This is a genomic window from Pantoea coffeiphila (assembly GCF_016909495.1).
Classification (GTDB): Bacteria; Pseudomonadota; Gammaproteobacteria; order Enterobacterales; family Enterobacteriaceae; genus Erwinia; species Erwinia coffeiphila.
This window is the reverse complement of record NZ_JAFBFW010000001.1, coordinates 851,041-866,377: the sequence shown is the minus strand read 5'-3', so window position 1 is coordinate 866,377 and position 15,337 is coordinate 851,041. Positions and strand designations below refer to the sequence as shown.

At 60.1% G+C, this 15,337-nt stretch carries 13 protein-coding genes and 1 riboswitch; of the genes, 7 read left to right on the top strand and 6 right to left on the bottom strand.

The genetic code is table 11. The features are described from left to right. The first annotated feature begins 69 nt into the window (after positions 1-69). Positions 70-1,587, top strand: coding sequence for a surface lipoprotein assembly modifier (locus JOE09_RS04035; RefSeq protein ID WP_205064878.1), 1,518 nt, complete (start codon positions 70-72; stop codon positions 1,585-1,587). 147 nt (positions 1,588-1,734) lie between these two features. Here the strand turns inward: JOE09_RS04035 and JOE09_RS04030 are convergent, their stop codons facing one another. The 5 genes from JOE09_RS04030 to tenA all read right to left on the bottom strand — a co-directional run bounded on the left by JOE09_RS04030 (position 1,735) and on the right by tenA (position 6,195). After that, positions 1,735-2,943 (bottom strand): FAD-dependent oxidoreductase, encoded by a 1,209-nt coding sequence (locus JOE09_RS04030; RefSeq protein WP_205064877.1) that lies wholly within the window; start codon positions 2,941-2,943, stop codon positions 1,735-1,737. An 88-nt stretch (positions 2,944-3,031) separates the two neighbouring features. Beyond that, positions 3,032-3,964: an ABC transporter substrate-binding protein gene (locus tag JOE09_RS04025; protein ID WP_205064876.1), complete on the bottom strand. Its 933-nt coding sequence runs from the start codon at positions 3,962-3,964 to the stop codon at positions 3,032-3,034. Between the two features lie 34 nt (positions 3,965-3,998). Further along, positions 3,999-4,760, bottom strand: coding sequence for an ABC transporter permease (locus JOE09_RS04020; protein WP_105594296.1), 762 nt, complete (start codon positions 4,758-4,760; stop codon positions 3,999-4,001). Further along, positions 4,757-5,488, bottom strand: coding sequence for an ABC transporter ATP-binding protein (locus JOE09_RS04015; RefSeq protein ID WP_420830608.1), 732 nt, complete (start codon positions 5,486-5,488; stop codon positions 4,757-4,759). The genes JOE09_RS04020 and JOE09_RS04015 overlap by 4 nt, the downstream gene beginning before the upstream one ends. A 5-nt stretch (positions 5,489-5,493) precedes the next feature. Next, positions 5,494-6,195: a thiaminase II gene (tenA, locus tag JOE09_RS04010; protein WP_205064874.1), complete on the bottom strand. Its 702-nt coding sequence runs from the start codon at positions 6,193-6,195 to the stop codon at positions 5,494-5,496. Between the two features lie 64 nt (positions 6,196-6,259). Next, positions 6,260-6,364: riboswitch (TPP riboswitch) on the bottom strand. A 1,458-nt stretch (positions 6,365-7,822) separates the two neighbouring features. Here tenA and JOE09_RS04005 point away from each other — a divergent pair. Further along, positions 7,823-8,857, top strand: a complete 1,035-nt coding sequence (locus JOE09_RS04005) for a hemin-degrading factor (protein ID WP_205064873.1) — start codon at positions 7,823-7,825, stop codon at positions 8,855-8,857. Between the two features lie 111 nt (positions 8,858-8,968). Here JOE09_RS04005 and JOE09_RS04000 read toward each other — a convergent pair whose 3' ends face one another. After that, a complete protein-coding gene (locus tag JOE09_RS04000) occupies positions 8,969-9,667 on the bottom strand; it encodes an extensin family protein (protein WP_205064872.1) in 699 nt (232 codons plus the stop codon). A gap of 852 nt (positions 9,668-10,519) precedes the next feature. Between JOE09_RS04000 and JOE09_RS03995 the strand changes: the two genes are divergently transcribed. From JOE09_RS03995 to JOE09_RS03975, 5 genes are all read left to right on the top strand, one after another. Beyond that, complete coding sequence (locus tag JOE09_RS03995; RefSeq protein ID WP_205064871.1) at positions 10,520-10,693, top strand: hypothetical protein; 174 nt, start codon at positions 10,520-10,522, stop codon at positions 10,691-10,693. Between the two features lie 130 nt (positions 10,694-10,823). After that, complete coding sequence (locus tag JOE09_RS03990; protein ID WP_205064870.1) at positions 10,824-12,041, top strand: nitrate regulatory protein; 1,218 nt, start codon at positions 10,824-10,826, stop codon at positions 12,039-12,041. Between the two features lie 281 nt (positions 12,042-12,322). Next, positions 12,323-13,585 carry a CmpA/NrtA family ABC transporter substrate-binding protein gene (locus tag JOE09_RS03985; protein ID WP_205064869.1) on the top strand — a complete coding sequence of 421 codons (1,263 nt, stop codon included), beginning with the start codon at positions 12,323-12,325 and terminating at the stop codon, positions 13,583-13,585. 12 nt (positions 13,586-13,597) lie between these two features. Then, complete coding sequence (ntrB, locus tag JOE09_RS03980; RefSeq protein ID WP_205064868.1) at positions 13,598-14,512, top strand: nitrate ABC transporter permease; 915 nt, start codon at positions 13,598-13,600, stop codon at positions 14,510-14,512. Between the two features lie 9 nt (positions 14,513-14,521). Then, a complete protein-coding gene (locus JOE09_RS03975; protein WP_200562581.1) occupies positions 14,522-15,319 on the top strand; it encodes an ABC transporter ATP-binding protein in 798 nt (265 codons plus the stop codon). Positions 15,320-15,337: the final 18 nt, after the last annotated feature.

Here is a 15,337-nt window from a genome sequence, read left to right as displayed (position 1 = left end):
GTCTTTGCTCTTTTTTGCGTCCGCTCTGTACGTTCCGAGCGGCACCGTTTGCCTCAGGGATCATGATCTATGCCGACCGTTCAGTTACCCGTTGCCCGCTACATTACGCCGCGCCGAACCGCACTCAGCCTGATTGCGCTGCTGATGGCCTCCGTTACCGTCACGGCGGTGGCGCAGGAGCGTGAAGATACGCGGCGCATGCTTGAAATGAGCATTGAGCGCCAGGGGGCCGAACGCGAGCGTGAAATATTGAAAGACGAAACGGCCACTGGCCAGCGGCCCACGCTGACCATTGACGGCCAGACCTACCAGGTAGAGCACACCGCCAGCGCACTGGGCCAGGCGCTCTATCTTTCACTTCAGTATCAGCAGTGGCAGGCTGCCAACCGTTTTCTGCAGGAGTACCTGACCCTGCCGGATCGTGACCCGCTGCTGGAACACTATGCCCGCGGAATGCTGGCGCGGGTAGTGGGCGATAACGACACCGCCATTACCGAGTTTCGCAAACTGCTGGCGCAGCAGCCGGACTTTATCCTCGGCAGGCTGGAGCTGGCAAGAACGCTGTTTGACGATGCCCAGGAGCGTGAAGCGAAAGAGGCCTTTGCCGATGCGCTGGCGATTATCGACGCCCGCGATCCGCAAACCGCCGGGGTGCGCAAAACCATTAGCGCCTACCAGCAGGCGCTGGAAAAACGCGGCGACTGGAGCGGCTCGTTCTCTTTCGGCCCCAGCTGGAGCGACAACGTCAACCGCACCTCCGCCAGCCGCACCTGTCTGATTAGCGACAGTACCGGCTTCTGCTACTACGAGCGCGCGCTGCCGGAGGCGTTAAAAGCCACCGGCACCGATTTCGACTTCAGCGTTCAGCGCCGACTGGCGATAAAAGGGCATCACGGTGTGTATCTGCGCTCGCTGCTGTACGGCACGCAGTATCGCAATCACGGTGAATTTAACGAAACCACCGTGACGTTACAGGGCGGCTACAGCTATCGCGATGCGCGCCAGCAGCTGATGCTGGCCCCGTCGTTTGAATATTACGAGTGGGGCAACGATGCGATGTACGGCGCGCCCGGCGTTCACGGCGAGTGGAGCTATATGCTGTCGTCCGCCTCGCTGGTGAAGCTGGAGGCGGATTATAAAGACATGCAGTATCGCCGCGCCGACTATGCCCGCAACTTTGACGGCGCGCAGCAGTCGCTCTACGGCACCTGGTACCGCGAGCTGACGCCGGGCTGGACGGTGTTTGGCGGGCTGGATTTCGTCAACAGCCACGCGGAAGACCCGACGGCGGAATATCAGCAGAAGGGCGTGCGGCTGGGGGCCTCGCTGCGCTTTGATGCCGGCTTTGACGGCACGCTTTCCGCCTCATACCGCCAGCGTGACTATGAGCTGTACAACCCGCTGATTGAAGTGCGTCGGCGCGACCAGGAGCAGAACTACACCCTGGTTCTGCGTGCGCCGCGCTGGGAGCTGGCCGGATTTGTTCCCAGCCTGACGCTGCGCCACAACCGGGTGAAAAGTAACGCCGACTGGATCTACTCCTACAACCGCAACGACGCCAGCTTGAAGCTGGAGTACAGCTTCTAGCCGGGTAATGGCCCTGACCAGAATTTGAAATATTGCACAGGGCCTGAAAAAATCTCAGCTAGCAATCGCCGTGCCAGCGTGCAGATAACGCTGGCAGGGCGGCGGATCTTAAGTTGGGGTGCGTGCGGGTGTGATTCGGGCTTTCAGTCAGGCCTTCCCGACTCGGCGCGGCGTTTCGCGGCGGAAGCCCAGACCGATCATCCAGCCGAAAACGTAGGGCAGGAAGCGGTAGCGCTTCACGATGCGCGGTATCGGGCTGGTCTGGCCCGGCTCACGTTTTTTGCCGCTCATTTTGATCTGAATAAACTGGGTGGCGCAGGTCGGGAACTGGCGGCGGCGCTGCACCTTATTCAGCTGGCGCAGACTGACCTCGCCATTGAGCAGCGGGCGTGTGAGCAGGTTGGCGGTGGCTACCGCGTCCTGGATCGCCAGGTTCACCCCCACGCCGCCAATCGGTGACATGGCGTGCGCGGCGTCGCCGATGCACAGCAGGCCCTCTTTCGCCCAGCTGTCGAGCCGATCAATACGGATCTCCAGCAGCCGCAGCGCGTCCCAGCGATCCAGTTCCGCCAGTCGGTCGGCGGGGAAGGGGGAAACGGTGGCGACCTGCTGCTTAAAGGCATCAATACCGGCGGCCTCCAGCTCGCCAAACTGGCCTTTAGTAATGGAATAGCCGCACTGCCAGAAACTGCCGCGATCGATCATAATAAAGTTCTGCTTCGGCCCCTTATGGCCCATCCCCCACTGCGGGTCCTCTTCGCGCTTATCCAGGCGGAACCAGACCACGTCGCGCGGTGCGCCGAACGATTTTCCGCTCAGCTGCGCTTTTTCCCGCACCTTTGAGTGGCGGCCGTCGCAGCCGACCACCAGCCGGGCACGAATCTCACGCGTCTGGCCGTCGGCAATCGCGCGCACGCCGCATACCCGGCCGTCGGCAGTGATCAGATCGTCAAAGGCACAGGATTGCAAAAGGGTAAAACCGGGAAGGGCGCTGGCGCGCTCGGCGAGAAAATTCAGGAAGTCCCACTGCGGCATAAAGGCGATAAATTTGCACTTCACCGGCAGGCGGGTGAAGTTGGCCAGCGTCACCTCTTCGCCGCCGACCTCGGCCTGTAGCTTTTCGGCGCGCTGGTGGGGCAGCTTCAGCAGATCCTCAAGCAGCCCGAGGTGATGCATGATCTGTAGCGTTGAGGGATGAATGGTGTCACCGCGAAAATCGCGTAAAAAGTCGGCGTGCTTTTCCAGAACCACAACCTGCACGCCTGCCCGTGCCAGTAAATAGCCGAGCATCAAACCGGCAGGACCACCGCCGACGATGCAACAGTCGGCGGTGAGCGTTTCCGCTGTCCGATCCATACAATCCACCTCTGCAATGCGATAAGTGAATTATATGATAATGCTTATCATTATCTATATCGAGTCATGATTCGCCTGCGGGTGCGGATTATTTAATTTCCACCGCGTAGTCTGCCACCGGGGTGATTTTTTTAATCAGCTTATTATCAAACAGGAACTGCTCGTAGGCCTGGTAGCGGGCGGTGTCCAGATGTGCCGGATCGCTGGCGAACAGCGGCAGTGATTTCTGCCACGCCTGGCGGTTCAGCTCGGTGTTCAGCTCCGGGTGGCTGCTGGCAAAGGCCTTCCAGGTTTCCTGCGGGTGTGCCTGAAGATAGTCGTTACCCTTCTTCAGCGCGGCGAGGAATTTGGCAATTTTCGGCTTGTTGACGTCATCGCGGTTAGCCACGATCACCAGCTCGTCATAGGCCGGAACGCCGTAATCTTCCACGTTGAACACCTTAGGATCTTTGCCCTGAATTTGCAGTTCCAGCGCCTCGATATTGCGATAGCCGCCGATCACCGCATCTACCTGGCCCGCCAGCAGCGCACCGGTCAGCTGGAAGTTGACGTTAACCGGGGTGATATCGGCAGAGGAAATCCCCTCATGCTTGAGCATGGTGCCCAGCGTGGCTTCTTCAATGCCGGTCACCGAGAAGCCGACTTTTTTGCCCTTCAGATCCGCCGGGGATTGAATGTTCTTATCCAGCGTCATCACCGTGTTCAGAGGCGTATTCACCAGCGTGCCGACGCGCACCAGCGGTAATCCCTGGTCGGCGAAGAAGTGCAGCTGCGGCTGATAGGTGATAGCCAGATCGGCTTTCTTTGCGGCCACCAGGCGCGGCGGCAGGGAAGGATCGGACGGCGGCACGATCTTCACGTCCAGCCCTTCGGCTTTAAACGCGCCAATCTGTTCGGCAACGATAATCGGCGCGTGGTCCGGGTTAACGTACCAGTCCAGCATCAGCGTGACGTTTTCCGCGGCGGCGGCGTGGCCCGCGATGGCCGTTCCCAGCAGCAGGGCGCAGAGGTTCTTTTTCATTGCTGTTATTCCTTGTTATGTCGTTTGCAGGTGGTTATTCCGCCGTCCAGTTAATCAGGCGGCGCAGCAGGCTATCGACGGCAACCCAGAGCAGCACCGTCATCAGAATCAAAATAAACAGCGCGGCGAACAGCTGATCGGTCTGCATCCGCGCATTAGCGTTGAGCATCAGATAGCCCAGCCCTTCGGCCGAGCCGACCCATTCGCCGATAATCGCCCCGATGGGGGCCACGGCGGCCGCCATGCGCAGCCCGGTGCCGAAGGCGGGCAGCGCCGCCATCAGCCGCACGTGGCGCAGCAGCGCCCAGGGGGAAGCCCCCATCGTGCGGGCAAGGTCGAGATAGTCGTTGTTCACCCGGCGCAAACCATCAAAGAACGCCGAGGTGACGGGGAAGAAAATCACCAGCACCGCCATCGCCACTTTGGCGCTCATGCCGAAGCCGAACCACAGCACCAGCAGCGGAGCGAGGGCGAACACCGGGATCGCCTGGCTGGTCAGTACCAGCGGCATCAGCCAGCGCTGCAGGCGCGGTGAATACACCATGCTCAGCGCCAGCAGTGCGCCGAGCAGCACCCCAAGCAGCAGGCCGCTGACCACCTCCGATGCTGTTACCAGCGAGTGGTAGGCCAGGAATCCGCGACCCTCCCACAGCGCCTGCGCAACGGCGGCGGGCGTCGGCAGCAGAAACGCCGGAATATTGCTCAGCGTAGCCAGCCACCACAGCAGCACCAGACCGATAAACACCGTCAGCCCGCGGCCCCATTTAGCCAGGCGGCTGTCCTGTTGATGGCTCATTCTGCGGCCCTCACCAGCTGTTGCAGCAGCTCGGCCTGACTCTTCAGCAGGTCGGCATCATCCGGCGCGCGCGGCGGCAGGCCACCGATATGATGGCTGTCATCAATACCGGCCGGATGCGGAGACAGCACCAGCAGCCGGTGGCTGAGGCGGCAGGCCTCCATCGGATCGTGGGTGATCAACAGCACGGTATGGTCGGCCAGCAGCTCGGCCGCCAGGGTCTGGATGGTGGCGCGGGTGATGGCGTCCAGCGCCGAGAACGGCTCATCCATCAACACAATCGGCTGGCGCTCGTACAGCGTACGGGCGATCGCCGCGCGCTGGCGCATCCCGCCGGAGAGCGCGGCAGGGCGGTCGTCGCCGTGGCCGCTCAGCCCGACCTGTTCCAGCAGATGCTCCGCCCAGGCGCGGTCGGCTTTTTCCCCGCGCAGGCGAGGGCCGAGAGTGATGTTTTCCCGCACCGTCAGCCACGGATAGAGCAGGTCCCGCTGGCCCATATAGGCAATGCGCCCCGGCACCGGCAGGCCGTCGCTGGCGGTGACCGAACCTGACGTGGCCTTTGCCAGCCCGGCGATAATCTTCAGCAGGCTGGTTTTCCCCGCGCCGCTGGCGCCAAGCATGGCGACGAAGGTGCCGCCCTCAATGCGGAAGTTCAGCCGCTCAAAGATAACCCGGTCGCCGAAGCGCAGGGTCAGATCGCGGATGTCGATGCCGGGGCGGGAAATCACGCCGTTCACCAGGCGTTAACCGGGTTTTCGACGGCGTTCAGCCCCATCTGCCAGAAGGCACCCTCCAGGCGGGTGGCGGTCGTGAAGATTTCACTCAGCCGATCGAAACGGGCGTCGGCACCGCGCTGCTGGCCCACGCGGTCGAGCAGCTCAATCGCCGCTTTCACACCGTCCAGATAGTCCTGGTCGCTGTAGTTCTGCATCCACGAAGCGTAAGGATTGCCCTCCATCACCGTGGCCGGATCGGCCAGCAGGCGCAGGCCGACTTCCGCATAGCCCGCCACGCAGGGCAGCAGGGCGGCCAGCAGTTCCAGCGCATCGCCCGAGTGGCCGATATCCAGTACGTAGCGGGTGTAGTTGATGGTTTCAGTGGCTTCCGGCTCGCGTTCCATCTGCGTTTCGTTCAGGCCCCATCCGGCGCAGTAGCTGACGTGCAGCGGCAGTTCGGCGACGATGTTATTCAGCGAACCGGCGGCGGCGCGGATTTCAGGCAGGGTGTGGAATTTGGTGACCAGCAGGGCGTAGGCGCGGGCGAAGTGGACGAGGAACAGATAGTCCTGGGTGAGGTAGCGGCGAAAAGCAATTTCCGGCAGCGTACCGGCACCGAGCTGTTGCAGGAACGGGTGGGCGACGTAGTGTTCCCAGTGCGGTCCGGCATTTTGACGGAGGCGACCAAACAGACCGAATTCGAACATTGAAGCAGGCATAAGATCTCCAAAATCGTGGTGGAGATCCGGGGTGCGGCGGCGGTGTGAAGAGGCAAATACCGATCTGTGTTTGCCAACCCGTCCCTTCGCTGGCATGACCCAGATCAGGTTCAAAGGGTTCGGCATTGCTGCCATCTCAGCCCGTTACAGGACACCCCTCGGAGGCGGTTGTTATACGATATTTATTTTTTGATTACAATCGATTGATTGGGGGCCGTGTTCCAGCAGGCTGGTTGTTCCCCCGGTCGGGCGGTCCTCGCGCCGCTGCGCGGTGCCCTCACTGCGGTCGTCAGCCTGTCGGACCGCAAGAGACGGGCTTTCACTGATAGCCTTGTGTATCAGCAGGCTGGTTGTTCCCCCGGTCGGGCAGTTCTCGCGCCGCTATGCGGTACCCTCACTACGTTCGTCAGGCTGTCGGACCGCAAGAGAAGGGCTTTCACTGATAGCCTTGTGTATCAGCAGGCTGGTTGCTCCCCCGGTCGGGCGGTCCTCGCGCCGCTGCGCGGTGCCCTCACTGCGGTCGTCAGCCTGTCGGACCGTCAGAGACGGGCCGTCCATGGCCCGGCTCTGACTTTCACCCGCGTCCGTGCGGGTGAATCCTGGCTTCCTCGCTTCGTTCAGCGCTGTGGATTGCCCGATCGGGGGAGCAACCAGTCTGCTTTTGACTTGTGTGTTGTCTGAAAGACAGACCTGGTTACTTCGCTCCTTTCAGTGCTGCGTATTACCTGACCGGGGGAGCAGCCAGTGTGCTTTTGACTTAAGTGCTGCCTGTGGGAAGTCCGTGTTGTCGTTTTTTAAACCTGGCTGCGGATGTTTCAAACGCTGCAGTTGGTGTTTTGCTTTTGGTCGTTTTTTTCGGATTTCTATTGGATTTTGATACTTTTTACCGAAGTTGTGTGCAATTTCGGGTGGTTGGTGGTCGATTTATAGAAATTCAGTATTTCCAGTGACTCGCAGTTTTTAACAGCCCGCACAATGCAAGAAAAGAGGGGAGGCCTCGGTGGCTGGCGGGTAATCCGCAGCGCCGAGGTGGAGGCATTACGCCAGGAGAAGGCAGCAGGGACGCTGCCATCAGGCCGGGTTTGAACAGGGATGTTCAATCCTGGCCGGTCCGTCGGCGAAATGCCGGAAACGAGGGAACCGCCACGCGGCGCGAGGACCGGCCGCCTGCCACCGAGGCCACCCCTTTCCACCATCCCCATCGCGACAAAAAAGCTAAACCAGCAACAACAGATTCGCCTTTGGCTCGGCTCTGACTTTTCCTCACATTGTGCGGCTAACTCGTTGCTCCCAGGCTATTTAAAGGGCTGCGAATTGATCGATCCAGGGAACAACCAGTCTGCTTTAGGTTTGGCGAGGGGCAGGGGAAAACATGGCCTCCTTGCTTCATACTGCACTCGTACTCGGCGGCATAGCGTGCCTTAACAAAATTTAATGCTGCGGCGGTTTATCGCCGGGTGAAATCCGGCATCGATCCTTACCTGTTGCGGGACGAGGCCGATACTCGCCTGTTCACCCCCCTGGGTGGATTATTAAGTTCTTTTCAGGTTTCCTGTTTTTACTTGTGGCCCTGAGCGGGCGGAGATCATACTGCGCGCAAATGCCCGATTCTGTAAGGAACCTCACCATGTCGCAGTCGCTTTATTCACGCTATGTTGCCGCCCGTGCGGACCACCCTCAGCTTTATGCCCGCGATCTTGCAGCGCTGCTGGAAACCAGCGAAGCACAGCTCGCCGCCGCGCGCGTGGGCCACGATGCCCGCCGTCTGGCCGATGAACCCAAAGCCCTGCTCGGCGCGCTGGCGTCGGTCGGTGAACTGAAGGCGATTACGCGTAACGACTGGGCGGTTCACGAGCAGGTGGGCCATTACGTTAATCAGCAACTGGACGGCCATGCGGGGCTGATCCTCAATCCGGGCGGCATTGATTTACGCCTGTTCCTCAAGCAGTGGCACAGCGCCTTTGTGCTGGAAGAATCTTCCGCACGCGGCGTGCGCCACAGCCTGCAATTCTTCGATGCGCAGGGTGACGCTATCCACAAGGTTTACACCACGGAAAACAGCGATATGGCCGCGTGGCAGCAGCTGATTGCACAGTTTGCCCGCGAGGAGAACCCGGAGCTGGACGTTGTTGCCGCCCAGAAGCAGCCGTTCGCCACGGAAGTGGACAGCGCGCGGCTGGAAGAAGAGTGGCGCGGCATGACCGACGTGCATCAGTTTTATATGATCCTGCACCGCCATCGTCTCTCCCGCCAGCAGGCGTTTAACAGCGTCAGCGACGATCTGGCCCGCCGGGTCGATAATCAGGCCGTTGAAGCCTTGCTCAACCGCGTGCAGCAGGACGGCAATTCGATCATGGTGTTTGTGGCGAACCGGGGCGCGGTGCAGATCTTTACCGGTCCGCTGGCGCGCGTTGAGCCGATGCGCGGCTGGCTGAATATTTTCAATCCAGAGTTCACGTTGCACCTGCGCGACAGCGAGATTGCGGAGAGCTGGATCACCCGCAAACCGACGGTCGACGGCGTGGTGACCAGTCTGGAGTTGTACGCTGCCGACGGTACGCAGATTGCGCAGCTGTACGGCGAGCGTAAAGAAGGCCAGCCGGAGCAGTCGTTGTGGCGCGAGCAGTTAGCCGAGTTGGAAGAGTCAGAGGTAACAGTCTGATTTGAGTGTGTGTGAAATAAGGTCTTTTTGAGACCATTTAGCCGCTATCGATGGACGATGGCGGCTTTTTTTTGTCTGCATCGACGAATGGACTGTGTTAGCCCGTACGCGTCAGCGACAAAATCCGCTGCCGCGCATGCCAAGATGAAAATGTGAAGCGTGAGCCGCGTTATAGTCAGGCCCCAGCGCATTACCAAAGCTGGCACATCCATTGCGCCAGAGTATATGCAGTGCGGCTGACTCGCTGGCAGGCTCTTGCCAGTTTTTCGCTACCCGCAGCCAGCGCCCGTTAGCCAGTTGAAAAGCGGTAATATCCCAGGCTTCTGCGGTGGCATGTTCGCTGCGCCGCCCCTGCTCACGATGATAAATATTGCGACAGGCAAAGCTGCCAACATGTTCAATACGCCGCAGCGGGCTTGCTACCTCCGACTGCTGCAATAATTGATGACTGCGTGTGACATACATCGTGCTGGCGACGGCCATGGGGCAACTCGCCAGAAAACTGCTGCTCAGTGACACCGGGCCAAATTTGCTGATGCGAATAGGTTGCGCGATAGTGCATTCTCCTTTGGGCAGTGGCGCTTCACGAAAACTGACCAGTCCCTGCGCACTGGCGCGCTGCAACACCCCAAGGCAGGCTTGCGGATCGTCTTTTAGCTGCTGCAATTTATAGCGGGTTATCCAGCCCGGCGGGTCGGTCACCGCAAGCGGAATGAAGGGGTTCCACTGTGGAGGAAGATGAGATTTTAACCAGGGCAGGCTCCACCAGGCCGCCAGCGCCAGAAGCGCTATCACGATAAGTACGCGCACAATAGGTTACCCGTCATGTTGTCAATATAGCTAAGTGTAGCTCTCCTGTTCATTTAGCCACCCGGCTTCCCGGTATTGCCTGGCTGCGTTAACCAGCAACGGAGCGATGAAACCAGGATTCACCCGCAGCGCACGGAAGAAAGCCAGAGCCGGGCCATGGATGAATCTGTTGTGGGGGGGCTTTTTTATCGCGATGGGGGCGGTGGAAAGGGGCGGTCTCGGTGGCTGGCGGCCGGTCCTCGCGCCGCGTGGCGGTGCCCTCGTTTACGGCATTCCGCCGACGGACCGGCCATGATTGAACATCCCTGTTCAAACCCGGCCTGATGGCAGCGTCCCTGCTGCCTTCTCCTTGCGTAATGCCTCCACCTCGGCGCTGCGGATTACCCGCCAGCCACCGAGGCCACCCCTCTTTTCTTGCACTGTGCTGGCTGTTAGAGGCCGCCAGTTATTGGAAACACTGAGTTTCTGTTAAACGACCAGAGAACCTTAATCATCCGCAATCGCTCGGAACACCATTAAAAGTATTCAAACTGAAAATGATTCCGAAGAACTAAACCGGAGCCAAAAGGAAACAGCCAGCCCCAGTGTTCAAATCCTATGCCAGCGCGGCATAAAGCACGAAAGCCATTTTTCCTCAACAGACAACGCTTAAGCCAAAAGCAGACTGGTTGTTCCCCCGAGTGGACGATCTGCTTCGCTAACCGAAGCGAAGAAACCAAACTTTCGCACACAGACAACTCCTGACTAAAAAGCAGACTGGTTGCTCCCCCGATCGGGCAATCCACAGCGCTGAACGAAGCGAGGAAGCCAGGATTCACCCGCACGGACGCGGGGGAAAGTCAGAGTCGGGCCATGGACGGCCCGTCTCTGGCGGTCCGACAGGCTGACGACCGCAGTGAGGGTACCGCGCAGCGGCGCGAGGACCGCCCGACCGGGGGAGCAACCAGTCTGCTGAAACACAGAATTTCTATTGAGCAGCCCGATCGGGTCAGCAACCAGCCTGCTGAAACACAGAATTTCTATTGAGCAGCCCGATCGGGTCAGCAACCAGCCTGCTGAAACACGGAACAACTATGCATCAACCAGTCAGCACAATCCCCCCCCGGCACGCTTCTTGCTTAATCACCTGCATCACCATGACCTGTCAGGCCCGCCTATGCCACTCTCCGCACTCAGCTTCGTCCTTGCATCAAAAAAAAGCGAAATCACCTGCCTACAGCAGCTACTGGAAATGGGCAGACTGGTCGGCGCGGTCAGCCAGCTGATCCACGTCCTGCAACGCGAACGCGGCACGGCCAACATCTTTTTATGCTCCCACGGCGAACTCTGGGCAGAACAGCTCAGCGAACGGGCGCTACAGGTGCAGCTGGCGGAACGGGCGGTGGACGATCGACTACAAACGCTCGATCTCAGCGGGCAAAGCATGACAAATGCGCCACGCCTGTTCAGCCGCATTGCCGCCGTACTCCACAGCCTCAGCACGCTACCGCTGCTGCGCCGCCAGATTCAGGCACAGGAGATCGGCCAGCCGGAGGCCATGCGCCAGTTTAACGACGTGATCCGTACCCATCTGGCACTGATATTCGAAGCGGCCGATATCTCCGGCGATCCACCCATCTCGCGGGCGCTGCTGGCGATGTTCAGCTTTATGCAGGGGAAAGAGCTGGCGGGGCAGGAGCGCGCGACGGGCGCTGCGGGATTCGCCGCACGGCGCTTCGACGAAGCGGCACAGCAGCAATTGCTGGATCTGATTGAAGGCCAGGAACGCTGTTTGCAAACTTTCAGCGAATTCGCCGACGCCCGCTGCCTGGCGCAGTGGCAGCAGCAACTTAACGCCGACAGCAGCGAGTTTGAACGCCTTCGCCGTATTGCCTGCACCCGTGCAACACCGGCAGATAACGGCGGCGATACCGCGCTGCGCTGGTTTGAGGTCACTACGGCGCGCATCGATGGCATGAAAGGGGTGGAGGACCTTCTGGAAGATGTGTTGATGGCCTGCTGCCGTCAGCGGATCGATGACGCGCAGGCGTCGCTGGCGATGCAGCAGCAGGACATCGGTGAGATCCCACCGCACGAACAGCACTATTCGGCGCTGATCCCACCGCAGCTCAGCCGTTCGGTGCTGGAACTGGTTGAGCAGCAGTCCCGCCAGCTACAGGCGATGGATACCGAGCTGGCCGGGTTACGCGCCACGCTGGCCGAACGCAAGCTGGTGGAGCGAGCCAAAGGGCTGCTGATGCAGCATCACGGCATGACCGAACCGCAGGCGCATAAAATCCTGCGCGATATGGCGATGAACCAGAACCGTAAGCTGTCGGACGTCGCCGAAGCGATGCTCGCCATGTCGGCGGTGTTGGGTAAAAAGAACAACTAATACTAAAGGAGTAGTTGCACTATTGGTGTGCCATTGCGCTGTGCAACGCGTGCCGCTGCGGTGCAGTGAAACCCCAGAAGTGGACATATAGTGAGCTAACCGACTGATTTTTCGATGAGCCACGAAGTTGGCATACAAGCTGCATTGTTATTAGCCATAACGACTAAGCCAACGGCGGTCTAGTCAGAGTTACGGATAAAGGCGTCCGTCAGCGTTCAGGAAACTGAGCGCTGACAGGACGCTTTTTTTTTGCTCATTTTTCAACATTACAGGAAGCCGCAATGACGCAAGACGACAAAAAAATGCCCGCGCAGTTCTCCCGCCGCCGCTTTATCGCCGGGAGTGCGGCGCTGGGCGGCAGCCTGCTGGTGCCGGGCCTGATGAACAGCGTCTGGGCGGCCGGTTCCGATGCGCCTGAAAAGAAAGAGATCCGCGTCGGCTTTATCCCACTGACCGACTGTTCATCGGTGGTGATGGCGGCGGTGAAGAAGTTTGACGAGAAGTACGGCATCAAAATCATCCCCAGCAAGGAGTCGAGCTGGGCATCGGTGCGCGACAAGCTGGTCTCCGGCGAGCTGGACGCCGCACATGTGCTGTACGGGCTGGTGTACGGCCTGCAGCTGGGCGTCTCCGGCCCGCAGCATGATATGGCGATGCTGATGACGCTGAACAATAACGGCCAGGCGATCACCCTGTCGAATCAGCTGAAGCAGGCGGGCGTCAGCGATGCCGCCTCGCTGAAGAAGGTGGTCGATGCCAGCGCTAAAGGCACCTACACCTTTGCGCAAACCTTCCCGACCGGCACCCACGCCATGTGGCTCTACTACTGGCTGGCCAATGCCGGAATTCACCCGTTTAACGACGTGCGTAACGTGGTGGTGCCGCCGCCGCAGATGGTGGTGAACATGAAAATCGGCAACATGAGCGGATTTTGCGTGGGCGAACCGTGGAACCAGCGTGCCATTCAGGACGATATCGGCTTCACCGCCGTCACCACGCAGGAAATCTGGCCGGATCACCCGGAAAAAATTCTCGGCACCACCGCATCCTGGGTTGATGCCAATCCGAATGCCGCCCGGGCGCTGACCGCTGCGGTGCTGGACGCCTCGCGCTGGATTGACACCTCGGACGCCAATCGCATCGAAACCGCCCAGACGGTGGCCGCCCGCGCGTACATCAATACCCCGGTGGAAACCATCCAGGGGCGGATGCTTGGCGACTATCAGAACGGGCTGGGCAAAACGTGGCAGGACACCCACGCCATGCGCTTCTTCAACGACGGCGCGGTCAACTACCCGTACCTCTCCGACGGCATGTGGTTCCTCACGCAGCACAGGCGCTGGGGGCTGCTGGACCATGACCCGGACTATCTGGCGGTGGCGAAAAAAATTAACCGCACCGATATCTACAAACAGGCGGCCAGCGCGGTCGGCGGCATCAACCTGCCGTCCAGTGAGATGCGCAGCAGCACGCTAATCGATGGGAAAGTCTGGGACGGCAGCAACCCTGCCGACTACGCCAACAGTTTTGCCATGAAACGCTAAGAGAGGTCGCCGATGTCCGCCAATGTTAAAACCAAAACCGCCGTGCCGATCGAAGTAACGAGCGCAGAAATTGTTTCCATTAATCCGGCCGCGCTGCATGCGGCACCACCGGTAACTGCGGTGAAAGCGCCGTCCGCCGTATCGCCGCGAGTGATTATGCACCGCGCGCTGCAAAAAGCCCTTCCGGCACTGCTGGGGGCGATAGTGCTGATTGCGATCTGGCAGATTGCCGCCATCGGCAGCAAAGGATTTCCCACCCCGCTGAAAACCTGGGAAGCGGCGAAGGTGATATTCGCCGATCCGTTTTACGTCGCCGGGCCAAACGACATGGGCATCGGCTGGAACGTGCTGGCCTCGCTGAAGCGCGTGGCGATGGGCTTCGGGCTGGCGGCGCTGATCGGCATTCCCGCCGGTTTCCTGATCGGCCGTTTCAGCTTTATCGCCAGCATGCTTAACCCGATTATTTCCCTGCTACGCCCGGTCAGCCCGCTGGCGTGGCTGCCGATTGGCCTGCTGCTGTTCCAGCGCGCCGAACCGGCCTCGGCGTGGACCATCTTTATCTGCTCGATCTGGCCGATGATCCTCAACACCGCCGAGGGCGTGACGCGCATTCCACAGGACTACCTCAACGTGGCGCGGGTGCTGAAGCTCAGCGAATTCACCGTGATGCGCAAAATCCTGTTCCCCGCGGTGCTGCCCTACATCCTTACCGGCGTGCGCCTGTCGATTGGCATTGCGTGGCTGGTGATCGTTGCCGCCGAAATGCTGACCGGCGGCGTCGGCATCGGCTTCTGGATCTGGAACGAGTGGAACAACCTCAACGTGGAAAACATCATCATCGCCATCCTGCTGATTGGGGCGGTGGGCATGGTGCTGGAGCAGGGGCTGATGGCCATTGCTCGCCGCTTCAGTTACGACAACCGTTAGGAGCCTGAGATGAAAAACGACAAAGCCATTATCCGCGTGCAGAACGTCAGCCAGAGCTTCCCAACGGCCAAAGGTCCGTTCCTGGCGCTGGACAACGTCAGCTTCGATATCGCGCAGGGCGAAACGGTCAGCCTGATCGGCCACTCCGGCTGCGGTAAATCCACGCTGCTGAATCTGATCGCCGGGCTGAGCCGCCCGACCGAAGGGGTGCTGCTGTGCGATAACCAGGAAATTACCGGCCCCGGACCGGAGCGCGGGGTGGTGTTCCAGAACCATTCGCTGCTGCCGTGGCTGACCAGCTTTGACAACGTGGCGCTGGCGGTCAATCAGGTGTTCAGCGGCTCGATGAGCAAAAGCGAAATGCACGACTGGATTAACCACAACCTCGAACTGGTGCATATGGCGCACGCCGCCGACAAACGCCCGGGCGAGATCTCCGGCGGTATGAAGCAGCGGGTGGGCATCGCCCGCGCGCTGGCGATGAAGCCGAAAGTGCTGCTGATGGATGAACCCTTCGGCGCGCTCGATGCGCTGACCCGCGCTCACTTGCAGGATGCGGTAATGGAGATCCAGGCACGGCTGAATACCACCATCGTGCTAATCACCCACGATGTTGATGAAGCCGTACTGCTTTCCGACCGGGTGATGATGATGACCAACGGACCGGCGGCAAAAGTGGGTGAAGTGCTGCAGGTTGAGCTGGCGCGGCCGCGCTCGCGGCTGGCGCTGGCTAACGATCCGCTGTTCCATCAGTACCGTCAGCAGGTGCTGCAGTTCCTGTATGAAAAACACCGGGCGGTGGCCTGATTTATCAGGCGGGATACG